A 15,390-nucleotide genomic window follows, 5' to 3' on the forward strand; every position below is an offset into this window, starting at 1 on the left:
GCGGCGGATCAGCGGCCCGGACTGTTTGAGCGCCAGCGAGTTTCCGGGCCGCCCGGAGCACGCTTTAGCGGCACTTGAACGAAACCGCGTGGGGCGCGGGCCGTACCCTGCCGCAGCCGACCTACGAAGATCGAAAGTAGGGGTTATGGGGTTATGGCGTGGCCGACGCCCCCCTCAGTCTTCAGCCTTTCAGAAAACCGTTCGGGCCGTGAATACCGAAGGTTGAAACGGGAATCGCGTCAGAGGGTTGTTCAGCATCGCATGCCGCGCGTTTTGGGCCCGAGATGGTTCTGCTCCACCTGGTAGGCCATTTCCACCCACTCGGACAGCAGGGGCCGGGTATCCCTCGGATCGATAATATCCTCGATGCCGAAAGCCTCCGCGGTTCTGAAGGGAGAAGCCACGGCCCTGTATGTTTCCTGGAGTTTCTCGAGACAGGCGGGGTCCCCGGCCGCCTCGATCTCTCTTCGATGGGCCGCATAGACCCCCCCTTCCACCGGGATGTTGCCCCATACAGCGGAAGGCCACGCATATCGCCAACTCAATCTCAGACCGCTCTTTTGCGCTCCGCCGGCCACCCCGAAGCATTTGCGGACATAGATGACGGCAACGGGAACGGTGGCTTGAATGAGGGCGAAGCTGGCCCGAACCCCCTTTCGAATGGTGCCGTGGATTTCGCTCTGGCTGCCGATGGTGAATCCGGGCTGATCCGAAAAGTTGACAATGGGGAGATGGAAGGTATCGCACATGTCGACAAACCGCTGAAATTTTTCGGCCACGTCATAATTGAAGGAGCCGCCCAGGAAACAGGGGTCATTGGCCAGAACGCCCACCGGATATCCGTTCAGACGCGCCAGGGCGGTGATCTGGGAGCGGCCCTGAAAGGGGCCGATTTCAAAAATGGAATCCCGGTCCAGCACCAGATTCAACAGTTTTCGCATGTCGTAGGGTTTTCGTTGGTTCCGGGGGATGATTGACGCCAGGGCCGCCTCCCGACGGTTGGGATCGTCCCGGGTCGTGTCGCTCCGCCGGGGCATTTCCCATACATTGGCAGGCATATAGGAGAGGAATCGCTTCACCTGATCCAGGGCGTCCCTTTCGTCAACCGCGTCATTGTCCACGACACCCGAAATCCGGGTGTGGCGTTCATAGCCCCCCAACGCCTCCTTGGTCAGATCCTCCCCGAAAGCCGCCTTGACCAGGGGTGGACCGCCGACAAACACATGGCACATGTTTCTGACCATCACCGAAAAGTGACTTTGGACCATGTAAAGCGCCCCCAGACCCGCCACGGAACCGAACCCGGCGGAGACCACCGGTATCTCGGACATGACCGCCACCCGGTTCTGAGTGCATTCATCCCCGGAGCTGGGCAGCTCGGTGTAGCCGATTTCGAGGATTTCCCTGATGGAGCCGCCGGCCCCCTCGATCAATCGCACCATGGGCAGTTTCAAGGATCGGGCCATTTTCACGAAATAGGCCCCCTTGCTTTTATACAACCTGCCCACGGAGGCCCCTTTGACGGTAAAATCATCGCCGTGAACGGCAACCCTTCTGCCGGCGATTTTCCCGATGCCCATGACAAAAGGACAAGGGACCAGCGCCTCGAGTTCGTTCGGATCCGCTTCATCGTAGACGGGCGCGCCGGCCAGGATTCCCCTTTCCAGAAAGGTTTCCGGATCGCAAAGAACCGCGATGCGCTCCCGAACGGTCATCTTCCCTTTTGCATGCTGCCTGGCGATATTTTCCTCGCCCCCCAGGCCGTGGGCGATCCTTTTTCTTTCGGCCAGCTCCTCCAGCTCTTTACGCCACATCCGCCCTGCCTCTTATTCTATTTTTCGTCGCTGTTAATGACATACACGCGCGCAAATGATCTCTCCATTCCAAAAAGAGTAAACCCCAAACAAAAGGAAAAATAAAGTCAAAAGATCATATTCCCGTAAAATGGAGACTGAAGGCTGAAGACTGAAGGGGTGCCACATAATCACATAATCACATAATCACATAATCACTTAATCCCTAATCCCTATCCGATCCCCATGACAAAAGCCGAAAGTTGATTTAGACATTATGGCTACAGGAGGGGATGAACATGACACCGATTCAAGACTTGCTCAACCGTATCCAATGGGACCCGGTATTTTCGAAAGCCGATTTCCGGATCGGGTATTACGACCGTCTCGAGGATGCGATATTTTTTGTGTCGCCGAAACAGGTTTTACAGGAGAAAGGTGACCATTTCTCGGTTCGGATCATTGATGATGAAGGCGTATCACATATGGTGCCGCTTCATCGCATCAAGGCGGTGTACCGCAACGGCAAGCCGATCTGGAAACGTGACCGTTAGATCAGGGTCCGACGGTTCTCCATCATTTTCATGCATCCCGCGATTGGGACGTCCCCGGTTCCGGGCCGGTATGGTCCATGAGGGCCGATTCGGGGATCTCGCCCCTGGAAAGCACGGCAACCACCGCCTTTCTCACTATGTCGTATACTGCATCGAAAGAGCGGCCCTGAACGAGAGTTCCCCTGACTTCGTCCAACGGAGAGATGCGGCCGTCTGCGTTGCGGTCGATGAGGACGAGACGCGGCGTTTTGTCGTCACCGTCGTGAATCACGACCTTTACAGATCTGCCGAACGCTTTTCCCTCCTTGACGGTGACCGTCGTTCGCCCAAGGAAAGTGGGAAATTCGATCCGATAGGGGCACACCCCTTCCGGACATACCGGCATCCCGTTTTCGTCCGTCGCTTCCCCCCGGGTGAAGGGTCTGATGATGCCGTAGAGGGTTTTGCGGCTGTCGAATATGATGACGGGGTCCCCGACCTGACAGGTATTGAACAGCGTTTCGATATCGTTGTCGTTCAATGCAATGCATCCCTCGGTCCAGTCTCTTTCCCGGCTCTCGGCGAAATATCTGAACACGCCGCCGCCGTGTATGGCGATGCCGCCGCCCAGACCGGTATCGTGGGGTGCCGGTCTCGATCTCCGAACCGCCGAATATATCCGCCGGTATTCCCCTGAGGATATCACCCCGCCGGCCAGGCCCTTCTCGGCATCGACAAGGTTGGGGTACGAGAGGCCCAACGTCCGGTGAAAACGGGTTTTCATCTTTTTATACGCTATGAAATAGCCGCCTTCCGGGGTTGCGTAATCCAGCACCCTGTATTTGTCCGAAACCGGGTCGATACCGAACGTGGCGGGGAATTCCGCGATCCGCTTCCCGCCCGTGAAAAGCACCACGTTCTGTCCGGCCTTGTCGATGACCAGGATTCTTTCCGCCGCGGCTCCTGCCGGTAAGGCGTTTGACACCGAAAGGATCGAAGCTGAAAATATTGTCAACAGGTTTTTTAAAATCCATTGACTTTTTGAACAAAAGCAAGTTAACATAAATTATTGGGTTAAAATTTTAAACGGTTACACAAAAGGAGGTTGAAAGATGTTTATGAAAAAAATGAATCTAACGTTGTCCGCAATCCTTGTTTTTGTTGCCGTTATATCCTTCATGGGGTTGAGTGGCTGCGCCTCCCTCAACCAGGACGACAGGGCCCTTCTGGAGAGCACGCGCCAGTCCGCCCAGGACGCCAAGGCCGCTGCCGAACGCGCCGAGGCCGCCGCCAATGAACTCGAGGGGATGGGCACACGTCTTGAAAGCGCGGCTTCCGCTGCGGAGGATGCTTCAAGCCGGGCCGAAATGGCCGCTGAACGCGCCGAGGCCGCCGCCCAGAAGGCTGAACGCATCTTCGACAAATCCCTCAGGAAGTAGCTCTCCTGATCAGGATTTGCGGAGCCGTGCGACAGCCGCAGGTACACCGTTTTTTTCCTTCAAGGCCCTGAAAAGGGCCTTGAAGTCGATGTCAAGAGCGCCCTTGGCCTTTTCGTAATCGGAAAGTTCGCCCATCACCGTCGGCAGCGGATTGCCGAGGCGGTCGTCAAAGTCATCGAATACCTGTATCCAGCACTTTCCATCCCCCCATCCGAACTTGATCGGTTCATAGATTACACGAACCGTCGTCCCCACGGACACCAACGGGAACAGCGCCGCTACGTCTTCCGGATACATGCGCATGCAGCCGTGGCTCACCCGCCTTCCAATCCCCCACGGCTTGTTGGTCCCATGGATTGCGTACAGCATTTGAGAGAGACGGAACACATAATCCCCCAGCGGGTTGTCCGGCCCCGGCGGCACCTTGGCCGGTAGATCCGGTTCCAGCTTCCGGATGGATTCCGGTACGACCCAGGTGGGATTGGGGGTCTTGCTTTTTACAGTATAAGTGCCCAGTTTGGTCAGAAAACCTTCCGCGCCGATGCCGATGGGCGCAGTGATGAAATAGTCGTGACCGCCGTTGCTGAAGAAGTAGTAAAGCCGCATCTCCGCCAGATTCACCACGATGCCGGATGCGATGCGATCCTCGGGAAGCACGAAGGCCGACGGGATCAGCACAAGGCTTCCTTTGGGCGGCACCCAGGGATCGATGTCCGGGTTCGCGGCGGTGATCTGATTGTATCCAAGCCCCATATCGCGTGCGATATCGAGAAGCGTGTCCCCTTCATTCACCTTCAGATGACGTGCGGTGCCGTATAAGGTCGTGTCGGACGACATGGTGAAGCACCTCAATGCCCACGCGGGGTGAGGATGAAACAATATCCATATGACGACTGTCGCTCCGAAAAGCATCCGATACATATGTTTCATGGCTGTTAAACCTTCGTTGACTTTCAAGGCGCTTGACTCCGGCCGCGGGCCGGACGCTTCCGGCATCGGCCTCTGAATACCGAACGTTGACTGTTCAGAAACCTTGGACGAACACCCCCCCAAAAGTCAATAGAAAAAACAGCAAATTGAAGCAGTAAGGGATCGACGGTCCGCTATTCGGCCACCTTGACATCACCCGAGGCCGGGATCGTCACCTTTAAGCCCGCGCTCAACCGTTCCGGGGCCGACACGATCGGCAAGGAGGCCGAAACCCTTTCCGGGACCGGTCCAAAAGCCGCCATTCGCGATTCTCCTCTTGATCGTGATAAATCGTTATGATAATTCTTAATTCAGCTATCGATATTCATGGCCGGGAGGGAACGACCCGGCGAAATCCGCTTCGCATAACCCATGGACGGATCATGCAACCCAAAACATCTCTTTTTTCAGTCTGGATGGCGCAGATCAGGCTCAATTTCCTGCTTCTGGCTGTTTTTCTGGTCGCCGTCGGGCTGGCGGCGGCTTACCGGCGAACGGCCGGCACAGCAGCTGAATTTGATTTTTTCCATGCGATCCTGATCATGATCGGAACTGTTCTGGCTCATATCTCGGTCAACCTGTTCAACGAGCATGCCGACTTTACCACAAGGATAGATTTCGATACAGTCTGGACCCCTTTCAGCGGGGGAACCAAGATGATGGTGTCGGGAAACACCACCCCCCGGGCTGTGATGCTTGCGGCCGTAACGACGCTGGCATCGGCTCTGGGCATCGGCTGCTATTTTGCCGTGGTTTCCCACTGGAGCATCCTGATTGTCGCTCTCACGGGGGCATTGTCGATCGTTCTATACACGCCGCTTTTCCAGCGGATGATGGTGGGTGAATTTTTTGCCGGTCTCACGTTGGGGTCTCTTGTGGTTGTCGGCACCTATATCGCCATGACGGCCCGTCCCGGCACGGCCCTGGCGCAGGTATTGCCCCCCGGGGTGCTGTTGATCTCCGTCCCGCCGGGAATTCTGACATTTCTGCTCCTGCTCATCAATGAATTTCCCGATATCGAGGCGGATCGGAAGGGCGGGCGCAGACACCTGGTGACCCGCTTCGGCAGGCAGAAGGCCGCCTATATATACGCGATCGGATTAGGGCTCACCTTTGCAACCATCACGGCACTGCCGTTTCTCGGTGCGGCTTCCAAATGGATATTGTTGGCGCTGATCCCGCTGCCGCTGGCTTTCGATACCGGTTTTACCGCCATCCGGCATCATGGAGACAGAAACAGGATTGTCCACGCCATGGGAAAAAACGTCCTGATCGTTCTGGGAACTGATCTGCTGATGGCCGTCGGCATCCTGATTTAGCAGCAGCGGTCCTGTCACGTTCGACGTTCCATTTTTGCAGTCCCGACAACCGGGCGCGCTTTACAACGATGTCTTCGCCGATTATCTGCGCAAGGCCCGGCCGCTGATGAAGGCGGAGCCGTAAACCGCAGGATCCGCCGGCGTCCGGGCTCAATCGAAAGCCCGGTCCCGCAGGTCGTCGGCAAAATCGACAACCCAGTGGAGGACGTTGTAAGTTCGCGTCACGCCGGTCCGGCGGTTTCTGACCACCGCCCGGAACGTCTCCGACGCCCTGGCCGGCCGGGGGAGGTGGACCTCCTCCTCCAGCAGTTCGAAATCCGAAGGGTCGAGCCCGGCATCCCGGATGATATCCTTGAAATCCTCAATCTCCGTTGCGTCTATCCGCATATCAAGTCTCCTTGCTTCTTCGGCATGCGCCTATGCGCTCTCGCGACGCTGCGCCGTCTTCCCGGACCGTCCGGGCATCGCGGTTTCCCGCATGCTTTCCCAGCATGAAGAAAACCAGCAGAAACTCCGCCTGAATCCGAACGACAACGACGGCCAGGAGATAGATCATGACGGCCGCCGCCGCAGCCCCGTAATTACCGACGGAAAAGAGAAAATAGTTGACGAGAATCAAGGTAACGGCCCCTCCGAAAATCAGAAGAAGGGCATAGAGCACCTTGATCATGCCCGGCGTGATCAAGTGGTCGAACGACAGGTCGAACAGCCCGCGAAAGAGTTCGCCGATCGCGTCTGGTCCCTGAGGTGTCGGGCCGTTCCAGACGACGGGGTCCTCGGTGCGGGCGGCCGCCGTGTGCCGGTCTTGCCGCGACTCCGGCATTGACGGTTGTTCATGGGATTGTGAAAGGGTCATGCCGCAGCACATGCAGGTGTCGCTCTTCTTCTGGGTGATGAAGCACCGCGGGCATGTCATCTCCGCTTCATCGGGCTCATGTCCCGGTCGAGGCGAACGCACCTTTTCCACCCTGAACGGGGTGCCGCATATCTTGCACTTCACGCTCATGCCGCCTTCCGGTACCTCGGCATCCTCGAAGAAATGCGCTGCCAGGCATTCCGGACAGTTGACTTTCATCTCGCACCTCCCGGACAAAAGGGGATCCGGGGGAACCCTGCATTCCCCGCAGCGGATCCGTTACAGAGGGGCATCCGAAACAAAGGGGGTTTCCCGGCAGAAGAAGCCGTGGATCATAGCGCCGGTCCCGGTGCCCGCAGTATTCATGATGAGATCGAGAAGACTGGAGCTCCGGGAGGGAATCCATGCCTGGCCGATCTCGATGGCCAGGCTCACGGCAAAACCCAGAATGACGGCGAAGGCAATGGCGTGCCGTTGAATTCGCAGCGGACCCCGGCGAAAAAGCAAGGTGAAAACGAGTCCGAAGGGCACGAAACCGACGAAGTTGACGACGACGTCCTGGATGAAAGCGCTTCTCAAGCTGAAATCCGTCGGGGAAAAAATCAAAAACTGCCGCTTGAGTACGGTCATTCTTGTCGGGACCTCGAGGTGACGCCCCCGGCCCGATCGGTCGAGAACAGGAGCGCCGGGTCGGCCGTCGAACAGGTAAAGCATGGACGGCGCCGCCGTGAGAGCATGGGAAAAATCACGGCTTTCCAGCCATTCGGCATAATGTTTCGAGACGTCGGCAGCGGCGAGGGCGTGGGGATATACCGCAAAACCGTGAATATCGCCTTCCCAGACAATGTTGCCGTAGACGGAGTTTCCCATCACCAACGCGGAGGATCGTCCGCCGCCCGGAAAACTCAGGGTCAGCCGCCTGTTTTCGTCGACGCGCCTTCCGTTCAGATAGAGTCGGGTCCCCTCCCCGTCCGTCGTTACCGTCACGACGACGGGCGCCTGCGGCAGCTCGGAAAGGTCGGTCGAGACCCGCGGGGCTTTTCTGCTGTAATCAAAGTCGTCCCCGTTCATGACGACGATATGGTTCCGCCATTGTCCCATCAGCAACTGGGCGTCGTCATCCCCGTCATGGAACATGAACAGGATACCGAATCTGCTGTTCCCCTGGTGATGGGACGTGAAGGCGATCTCCATGGAAAATCCCGGCGGCCCGTCCGGCATCACGGGAGCGGCATCAAGAGGGACATCGAAAGGCTTCGTGCAGGCGATGCCGTATTTCCGGAACCGAAGACCCGGCCCGTCGGTCAGCCGGTTTACCTTGTTGGTAAAAAGGGAATGGCGGGGGTTGAGCCCCACGACGAGAATGATTCCAAGCACCGTCGCCGCAAGACCGATAAGGATTTTCAGGGGTAGCTGCCTGCAGTCCATTAATCGTTGAAATCCGTGCCCAAGTCCGTTGTGCGTTCATGGAGAACGTTCCCCGGCACCCGCCCGGGGGAGATCCGTTGCCGATTTTCTATCCCTTACTCAACGTTCGACTTTCATAGGCCGGTGCCGGGAGGATACGACCCGCGCCCAACGCGGTTTCGTTCAAGTGCCGCTTGCTCCGGACCGTATCCTCCCGGCACCTCTTTCCGATCACCGCCATGGAAGTCGAAAGTTGAATGCTTTACCCTCCATCGAAACGCGGCCAAAGTCAACATGGAAAATCGGACCCGGCCGACCCGGGGGATGCCGTTCACGGCCCGCTTCGGGTATATTTCCGGTGGACCCGTTGACGGTTTTGTGCTTTATGTTCCTCGAAACCAGCCCGGCAGCCCCTGCCGTCATGGGCGACGGCGATGCGGTGGCGGACCGGGCTCGAGACAGCGCCCCGGGGCATCCGCGCCGGGGAAAAGATCGAAGGCTGAAGACGCTGTCTTCAAACGCAATCCCTTCAGCCGTTCAACAAGGAGTAGTTTCATGAACACGGAAAACGAAACGAAAAAACCGCCCCGGATCCAGAGCAAACTGGTGCCGATCCTGCGGGAGGGGGTGGACATCGTCAAGATGGTCCTTTACAAGGAGCTCAAATCCTATCTTTCCGCCAGGTACTCGGACCGGGGCACCCAATTCGCCCAACGGCTCGCCGGCGCGATCCTGAACGATCTCTTCGGCATCGAAAACCTGATGGAACCCTTCGCCGGATTCAAACGGGAGCACCAGGCCCTGATCACGGCGGAACTCCGCGCCCTCCCGGACCGGTTCGAAAACCTCAGAATCCCGCTGACCGACGCCCTTCGCGTCCAGTTCCTCTGCGACAGCCGGGACGGCATCGACAGTGAATCGATCCTGGTCCGGGCCAACGAACTCGGTATCCTGATGATGGACCGGGATATTCCTCTGCCCAGGTTTTTCATGAACCTCGTCCGAAAGCTGGGCGTCGCCCATGAGATCCTCGATCCCGAAGCGGTCATGGCGATCCCGGAGGACGACGGCGGCGCCGGCTTTAACTAAGGGCGGCATCGGGACTTTCCCTCCAGAGGAGACAGCGTCATGGCGCGATCACCGGAAAAAACATCCCCCAAAGCGGCCCTGGCCGTGGCCGCCCTCACGACCTTCATGGCCCCGTTCATGATTTCGGCGGTCAATATCGCCCTTCCGGCCATCCAGGCGGAGTTCGCCGTGGATGCCGTGGTGCTGGGGTGGCTGGCCAACGCCTATCTGCTGGCCACCGGCGTAGCCCTGGTGCCCGCGGGAAAGATCGCCGACATTTACGGCCGGCGGAAGATCTTCATCACCGGCATCCTCGTCTTCACCGTCGCGACAACGGCCACTGCCGTCATGCCCTCGATATCCTGGATCATTCTGCTTCGGATCCTCCAGGGGATGGGCGCTGCCATGACCATGACCACCGGCATCGCCATCATTTCAGCGGTCTTCCCGCCCAGCGAACGCGGGAAGGCCATCGGCATCACCGTGTCGAGCGTCTACATCGGTCTGTCGGTGGGGCCGTTTGCAGGCGGTCTGTTGACCGGCGCCTTTGGATGGCGCGCCATCTTCCTCATCAACGCCCCTATCGGTGCGGCGGCGCTGCTGCTGGCCGCCCTAAAGATCCGAGAGGAGTGGGCCGACGCTGCGGGAGAACGTTTCGATGTCGCGGGCAGCCTTTTCTACGGCGTGGCCCTGGTCTGCCTCATGTATGGACTGTCGATCCTCCCGGCGCGCCTGGGCCTCGGGCTGCTGGGCGGCGGGGCTCTGGCAATGGGGCTTTTCATCCGCCACGAGCTCAGGACGGCCTTTCCCGTCTTCGAGGTTCGGCTCTTCCGCCAGAACCGAACCTTCACCTACTCGAGCCTGGCGGCCCTGATCAACTACGCGGCCACCTTTGCCGTGGCGTTTCTGATGAGCCTCTACCTGCAGTACATCAAGGGCATGTCCCCCGAGGCCGCCGGCACCGTCCTCATCTGCCAACCCGGGGTCATGGCCCTCTTCTCCCCGGCGGCCGGAAGGCTGTCGGATCGGATCGAGCCCGCCGCCATCGCCTCCGCCGGCATGGCGTTGACGGCCGCGGGCCTCGCCGCCCTCGCCTTTCTCTCCGCCGATACGGACATTCCTTATATCATCGTCAGCCTTGTGGTTCTGGGGCTTGGGTTCGCGCTCTTTTCCTCTCCCAACATGAACGCCATCATGGGCAGCGTCGAAAAGCGGCATTACGGCGTCGCCTCGGGGACGGTGGCGACCATGCGGCTCGTGGGCCAGATGCTGAGCATGACCCTGGCGACCCTGGCCTTTTCCTTCTTCATCGGCAGCGCCCAGATCGCACCGCCGGTATACCCCCGGTTTCTGGAGGCCGTGACCCTCTGCTTCGCGGCCTTCTCCGTCATGTGCGCCGGAGGCATCTATTTTTCCCTGGCCAGAGGCACCCTCCACAGCCGGTCCCGTTGAAGCCCTGTCCGTTTACACGATGCCGTCAATGATTATGTTAAATGAAGGCAAGTGTCGGCTTTCATACGGGTGAGCGGAAAGAGAAGCCGGCACCGGCCCATGAATATCGAAAGGTGAATAGATAAATACGTTCCCGCAAACAAAGCGATTTGGATATGAGAGAGATAATTTTGAAATTGCCCCGACATCGCCTCCGGTAATCCGTTTCCGGATTCCCGGAGGCCGGTGGGTGTTCAGTGAATCCATGTCATTGCCGTGAAGAAAGGAGGGTGCCATGAATGCAGGCATTTTTTTTACCGGCTCGGGACCCATCCTGCTTCTGACATCATACGCATCTCTCGACAACCCCAATCTTGTCGACAAACTGAAAACCAAGGGCATCAAAAAGTTTATCGCATACTCGGTGCCCGAGGATGCAGTCAAAGCGAAATACGGAAATCATTACAATGTCATCATGGGAGATCTGAAGCAGGAGGACGATCTTCGGATTCTCGATTATGACGGCCATCATATCTTCAACAACTTTTCCCTGAAGGAACTCGGCGACCCTGTCTATCACGACGCGACCTGATGTCGTCCGGATTTCGCCGAGAACATCGATGACCGCAACAAGGCTATCCATTCATGGATAGCCTTTTTCACGCCTCCAGGACGGGCATCCCCGGCGTCATCGGCTTCCGGCGGAGGGAAAACAGGCGATGATCGGCAGCGTGACAAGGGGGATCACGGTAATCCCGGTCAAAACCGACTGGATGGAGGTAAGATCGGCAAGCTTGCCCACCAGCGGGGAAAGCATCCCCCCCAGGCCGAAGGCAAACCCCATCATGAGGCTCGCCACCATGGACCTTCCCTTGGGCGCCAAGGTCTGGGCCATGACCACGCCGATGGGCAGAGAGGCCAGTACCGCAGCCCCTGCCAGGATTGCGCCCAGATAGACCCACCCGCCCTCCAATTTGAGAAAAAGAAACAGAATCGGTGCCATGACGGCGTGGGTAAACAGAAACACGGGCTTGAACCCGATGCGGTCCGATATATGGCCGGCCAGCAGGCCGCCGGCCGTCCCGGCTATCGTGAAAAGAGAAAAGATCATCCCGGCGGACACAATGGAGAACCCCTTCTGGACATAGAGAACCGGCATGAAGGTCATGAATGACTGACCCACCAGAGCCCTCAGGAACATGACGGCCCAGATGAGGATGATGCTTTTCCATGCGCCGCCCAGGCTTTCCCGGACGGCCCCGATAAACCCCAGGTGCCGCATGCCCTCACTCTCGGGCGACGGCACGGTGAAATAAAGGTAGACAAGGGCCGCCAGCCCGAAAACCATGGTCGCCGGCAGGGCCGAGAGCCCGTACCGGGCCGCATACCAGGTGATGAAAAGGGGACCGACGCCGAAGGCCAGGGTGCCGCCCGTGTTGAAAATCGACATGGAAAACCCGGCGTTCCGCCCCGCATAGAGGGGCACCATCCCCGTCACCGAGGGATGGAACATGGACGATCCCACCGACCCCAGGGCTACGGCCGCCAAGAGGGTCCAGAACCCGACGGCGATCCCGGAGATGGGGATGAAAACAACCGGCAGAAGCAGACCGACCATGATGAACAGACGCGTCTGGTAACGGTCGGAATAATAGCCGGCCATGGGCTGGATGATGAAGGCCAGGAAGCGGTTGACGCCTGCGATCACGCCGATCTGGGTCAGGGAGAGCCCCATCTTCTCGACAAAGAGGGGAAAGAGGGGGTTGGTGAAGGAGCTGTAGAAATCCCCCGTGAAATGTACGAGGGTGAGGGCGAAAAGAATCCGGATGTTGGCCTTGGCATGTCCCGTCATGGCAGCGTGTCCTGGGTTGAAGATGTCGTCACGGTCGTCCCGCAGGCGGGGCGGGCCGACAAGAGACTGGAGACTATAGGAAGCCTCGCGCACGCCGTCAACAGAAATCCGGCCGGCGGCTCCCCACCGGTTGACCTTCGCCGTGGGAGAGTATGAAACCCTCGATTTTATTTGACAGGCGGCCAGAGGATTGATATATTATCGTCTAATTGATTTTCCAGGATGAAAACGATCCATCGTCAGCCCCGGGATATTTCCGGGGCTCTTCTTTTTGGTCCTTTCTCCATATTCCATATCCATCCAAACTACAACACAAAGGAATTTATGACCTTTCAAGCATTTCAGTTGAATTCCGCCGTTATGGCGGGCATCACAGCCGCGGGCTACACCCGGCCGACCCCCATTCAGACCCAGGCCGTCCCGAAGGTGATGGCCGGCGGCGACCTCATGGGGCTCGCCCAGACCGGCACCGGCAAAACCGCCGCCTTCGCCCTTCCCATACTGCACCGCCTGGTTACCGGCGATGCCGACCCGAACCGATCCCACGACCGCACCAACGATCGCCGTTCGATCGGCCGCGGCAGCGACAAACACGATTGCCCCCGCGCCCTGATCCTCGCCCCCACCCGCGAGCTGGCGGAACAGATCCACCAGTCCATCGAACTCCTCGGGCGGAAAACCCGGCTTTCGAGCATCGCGCTATACGGCGGCGTCAACATCAATCCGCAGATCCAGAAACTCAGGCGCGGCGTGGACATCATCGTGGCCTGCCCCGGCCGTCTCCTCGACCACCTCAACCGGAGGACCGTAGCCTTTCCCAACCTGGAGGTCCTGGTCCTGGACGAAGCGGACCATATGTTCGACATGGGATTTCTGCCCGACATCCGACGGATCATCGGGCGGCTTCCCGGAAAACGACAGACCCTTCTCTTTTCGGCGACCATGCCTGACGAGATCCGGGTCCTGGCGAACGAAGTCCTGAATCGGCCGGCCACGGTCCAGATCGGTGTGACCGCGCCGGCGGACACCGTGAGCCATGCCCTCTACCCGGTGGCCCAACACCTGAAAACGCCCCTTTTGATGGCCATCCTGAAGGGCACAGACACCGGCGCCGTCCTGGTCTTCACCCGGACCAAGCATCGGGCCCGGCAGCTGGGGGACAAGCTGGCAAAGGCGGGCTATCCCTCCGCCTCCCTCCAGGGGAACCTCAGCCAGAACCGACGTCAGGCGGCCCTTGACGGATTCCGCTCGGGCAAATTTCAGATCCTGGTGGCCACCGACATCGCGGCCCGGGGCATCGACGTCTCGGGGGTCTCCCATGTCATCAACTACGATATCCCCGATACCCCCGATGCCTATATTCATCGCATCGGCCGGACCGGCCGCGCGACATGCACGGGCGACGCCTTCACCCTGACCACCACGGCGGACGCCCCCATCGTCCGGGCCATCACCCGGGTCCTGGGCGCGCCCATCGAACGCCGTACGGTCGCGGACTTCGATTACGGCGTCCCCGAACCGGAAAAGGCCGGTGGGAACCCGCGTCCCCGACAACATACCGCCACGCGAAACAGCGCCAGGCGAAACAACGAAGGATCGGCGGGCCTTTCCGGCGCCGGCAGAACCTTCCCGGCGCGCCGTCGAAACAGCGGCGGCCGAGTTCCCGCATACGCCGCCGGCGCGGGCACCCGGTCCGGATCCCATACCCGCCGCGCCCGCTGACCGAGATGACGGACCGCCGAGGGAGGACGTTCCGGCAGCCCTCCGGCGGTTAAGCCCGGGGCTTGACGGCGGGCCGGGCCGTCATCATCTTTTCAGTGACGACCGAACCCGAATGACGACATGACGACATCCGCATTTTCCCCCACATTTCCGCCCGCCACCCGGGAAGAGATGCTCCGCCTGGGGTGGGACCGCCTCGACGTGATCCTGGTCACGGGGGACGCCTACATCGACTCGCCGTTCATCGGCACGGCCGTCATCGCCCGCGTTCTCCTGGATGCCGGATACCGGGTGGGCGTCATCCCCCAACCCGACACCGCAAGCGGCCGGGACATCACCCGGCTGGGCGAACCCCTGCTTTTCTGGGGCGTCAGCGGGGGATGCCTCGACGCCATGGTGGCCAACATCACCGCCTCGGGGAAAAGACGGCGACAGGACGATCTCACCCCCGGCGGCATCAACAACCGGCGACCCGACCGTGCCGTCATCGTCTACGCCAATCTCATCCGACGCTATTTCAAGTCCACGGCGCCCATTGTACTGGGCGGCATCGAGGCCAGCCTCCGACGCATCTCCCACTACGACGCCGTATCCGACAGCGTCAGAAGATCCATCCTCTTCGATGCCAAAGCAGACCTTCTGGCCTACGGCATGGCCGAGAAGACCGTCCTGAAGATCGCCTCGATCCTCCGGGCCGACGGCGATATCAGCGCCCTCCGGACCGTTCGTGGGATCTGCTACGTCAGCCGCGATCTCCCCGAGCCCGTTCCCGAATTTCCGGAGCCCGACGGGGTCCTCCCGGACCACTCGGCCGCCGCCCGCGACAAAGGCGAGTTCACCCGCATGTTCCGACTTTTCTACGCCAATGCCGATCCAATGACGGCCCGCCGCCTCTGCCAGCGGCAGGATACGCGATACCTCGTCCAGAATCCTCCGCAAAGCCCCCTCTCTTCGGCGGAGTTGGATCGAATTCACGAGTTGCCCTACGCCCGGGAAGTCCA

14 protein-coding genes and 1 pseudogene are annotated in these 15,390 nt (G+C 59.5%); 8 read left to right on the forward strand and 7 right to left on the reverse strand.

The genetic code is table 11. The features are described 5' to 3' along the window. Positions 1-251 precede the first annotated feature (251 nt). Positions 252-1,814, reverse strand: a complete 1,563-nt coding sequence (locus AB7S84_RS11120; protein WP_428154488.1) for an acyl-CoA carboxylase subunit beta — start codon at positions 1,812-1,814, stop codon at positions 252-254. Between the two features lie 278 nt (positions 1,815-2,092). Here AB7S84_RS11120 and AB7S84_RS11125 point away from each other — a divergent pair, with 278 nt between their 5' ends. Continuing rightward, on the forward strand, positions 2,093-2,347 hold the full coding sequence (locus tag AB7S84_RS11125; RefSeq protein WP_020875724.1) for a DUF504 domain-containing protein: 255 nt from the start codon (positions 2,093-2,095) through the stop codon (positions 2,345-2,347). 28 nt (positions 2,348-2,375) lie between these two features. Here AB7S84_RS11125 and AB7S84_RS11130 read toward each other — a convergent pair whose 3' ends face one another. Then, complete coding sequence (locus tag AB7S84_RS11130; protein ID WP_052018509.1) at positions 2,376-3,341, reverse strand: L,D-transpeptidase family protein; 966 nt, start codon at positions 3,339-3,341, stop codon at positions 2,376-2,378. A 97-nt stretch (positions 3,342-3,438) separates the two neighbouring features. Here AB7S84_RS11130 and AB7S84_RS11135 point away from each other — a divergent pair, with 97 nt between their 5' ends. Next, positions 3,439-3,765: an Lpp/OprI family alanine-zipper lipoprotein gene (locus AB7S84_RS11135; protein ID WP_020875726.1), complete on the forward strand. Its 327-nt coding sequence runs from the start codon at positions 3,439-3,441 to the stop codon at positions 3,763-3,765. A gap of 9 nt (positions 3,766-3,774) precedes the next feature. Here AB7S84_RS11135 and AB7S84_RS11140 read toward each other — a convergent pair whose 3' ends face one another. Further along, positions 3,775-4,602: a L,D-transpeptidase family protein gene (locus AB7S84_RS11140; RefSeq protein ID WP_020875727.1), complete on the reverse strand. Its 828-nt coding sequence runs from the start codon at positions 4,600-4,602 to the stop codon at positions 3,775-3,777. 515 nt (positions 4,603-5,117) lie between these two features. Between AB7S84_RS11140 and AB7S84_RS11145 the strand changes: the two genes are divergently transcribed. Next, a complete protein-coding gene (locus tag AB7S84_RS11145) occupies positions 5,118-6,053 on the forward strand; it encodes a prenyltransferase (RefSeq protein ID WP_020875729.1) in 936 nt (311 codons plus the stop codon). Positions 6,054-6,203: 150 nt separating this feature from the next. Here AB7S84_RS11145 and AB7S84_RS11150 read toward each other — a convergent pair whose 3' ends face one another. The 3 genes from AB7S84_RS11150 to AB7S84_RS11160 are packed head-to-tail and all read right to left on the reverse strand — an operon-like array spanning position 6,204 to position 8,337. Next, the gene (locus tag AB7S84_RS11150) at positions 6,204-6,440 is read right to left on the reverse strand and encodes a hypothetical protein (RefSeq protein ID WP_020875730.1); all 237 of its coding nucleotides are present in this window, start codon (positions 6,438-6,440) and stop codon (positions 6,204-6,206) included. A gap of 1 nt (position 6,441) precedes the next feature. Then, a complete protein-coding gene (locus AB7S84_RS11155) occupies positions 6,442-7,128 on the reverse strand; it encodes a zinc-ribbon domain-containing protein (protein ID WP_020875731.1) in 687 nt (228 codons plus the stop codon). Between the two features lie 60 nt (positions 7,129-7,188). Beyond that, complete coding sequence (locus AB7S84_RS11160) at positions 7,189-8,337, reverse strand: VanZ family protein (RefSeq protein ID WP_428154494.1); 1,149 nt, start codon at positions 8,335-8,337, stop codon at positions 7,189-7,191. 534 nt (positions 8,338-8,871) lie between these two features. Here AB7S84_RS11160 and AB7S84_RS11165 point away from each other — a divergent pair. The 3 genes from AB7S84_RS11165 to AB7S84_RS11175 all read left to right on the forward strand — a co-directional run bounded on the left by AB7S84_RS11165 (position 8,872) and on the right by AB7S84_RS11175 (position 11,407). Continuing rightward, the gene (locus AB7S84_RS11165) at positions 8,872-9,405 is read left to right on the forward strand and encodes a hypothetical protein (RefSeq protein WP_020875733.1); all 534 of its coding nucleotides are present in this window, start codon (positions 8,872-8,874) and stop codon (positions 9,403-9,405) included. A 39-nt stretch (positions 9,406-9,444) separates the two neighbouring features. Next, positions 9,445-10,836, forward strand: coding sequence for an MFS transporter (locus AB7S84_RS11170; protein WP_020875734.1), 1,392 nt, complete (start codon positions 9,445-9,447; stop codon positions 10,834-10,836). A 274-nt stretch (positions 10,837-11,110) separates the two neighbouring features. Then, on the forward strand, positions 11,111-11,407 hold the full coding sequence (locus AB7S84_RS11175; protein WP_020875735.1) for a hypothetical protein: 297 nt from the start codon (positions 11,111-11,113) through the stop codon (positions 11,405-11,407). A 96-nt stretch (positions 11,408-11,503) separates the two neighbouring features. Here AB7S84_RS11175 and AB7S84_RS11180 read toward each other — a convergent pair whose 3' ends face one another. Beyond that, positions 11,504-12,667 (reverse strand): MFS transporter, encoded by a 1,164-nt coding sequence (locus AB7S84_RS11180; protein WP_020875736.1) that lies wholly within the window; start codon positions 12,665-12,667, stop codon positions 11,504-11,506. Positions 12,668-12,991: 324 nt separating this feature from the next. Here AB7S84_RS11180 and AB7S84_RS11185 point away from each other — a divergent pair, with 324 nt between their 5' ends. Continuing rightward, positions 12,992-14,389: a DEAD/DEAH box helicase gene (locus AB7S84_RS11185; RefSeq protein WP_020875737.1), complete on the forward strand. Its 1,398-nt coding sequence runs from the start codon at positions 12,992-12,994 to the stop codon at positions 14,387-14,389. Between the two features lie 120 nt (positions 14,390-14,509). Continuing rightward, a pseudogene (locus tag AB7S84_RS11190) lies at positions 14,510-15,390 on the forward strand (YgiQ family radical SAM protein); the annotation flags it as partial.

The sequence above is a fragment of the Desulfococcus sp. genome (genome assembly GCF_050178255.1).
In the GTDB taxonomy this organism is placed as follows: Bacteria; Desulfobacterota; Desulfobacteria; order Desulfobacterales; family Desulfococcaceae; genus Desulfococcus; species Desulfococcus multivorans.

Coding starts and splice junctions, on each gene's coding strand:
- AB7S84_RS11120 (WP_428154488.1), bottom strand. CDS start 1,814: ATGTGGCGTAAAGAGCTGGAGGAGCTGGCCGAAAGAAAAAGGATCGCC.
- AB7S84_RS11125 (WP_020875724.1), top strand. CDS start 2,093: ATGACACCGATTCAAGACTTGCTCAACCGTATCCAATGGGACCCGGTA.
- AB7S84_RS11135 (WP_020875726.1), top strand. CDS start 3,439: ATGTTTATGAAAAAAATGAATCTAACGTTGTCCGCAATCCTTGTTTTT.
- AB7S84_RS11140 (WP_020875727.1), bottom strand. CDS start 4,602: ATGTCGTCCGACACGACCTTATACGGCACCGCACGTCATCTGAAGGTG.
- AB7S84_RS11145 (WP_020875729.1), top strand. CDS start 5,118: ATGCAACCCAAAACATCTCTTTTTTCAGTCTGGATGGCGCAGATCAGG.
- AB7S84_RS11150 (WP_020875730.1), bottom strand. CDS start 6,440: ATGCGGATAGACGCAACGGAGATTGAGGATTTCAAGGATATCATCCGG.
- AB7S84_RS11155 (WP_020875731.1), bottom strand. CDS start 7,128: ATGAAAGTCAACTGTCCGGAATGCCTGGCAGCGCATTTCTTCGAGGAT.
- AB7S84_RS11160 (WP_428154494.1), bottom strand. CDS start 8,337: ATGGACTGCAGGCAGCTACCCCTGAAAATCCTTATCGGTCTTGCGGCG.
- AB7S84_RS11165 (WP_020875733.1), top strand. CDS start 8,872: ATGAACACGGAAAACGAAACGAAAAAACCGCCCCGGATCCAGAGCAAA.
- AB7S84_RS11170 (WP_020875734.1), top strand. CDS start 9,445: ATGGCGCGATCACCGGAAAAAACATCCCCCAAAGCGGCCCTGGCCGTG.
- AB7S84_RS11175 (WP_020875735.1), top strand. CDS start 11,111: ATGAATGCAGGCATTTTTTTTACCGGCTCGGGACCCATCCTGCTTCTG.
- AB7S84_RS11180 (WP_020875736.1), bottom strand. CDS start 12,667: ATGACGGGACATGCCAAGGCCAACATCCGGATTCTTTTCGCCCTCACC.
- AB7S84_RS11185 (WP_020875737.1), top strand. CDS start 12,992: ATGACCTTTCAAGCATTTCAGTTGAATTCCGCCGTTATGGCGGGCATC.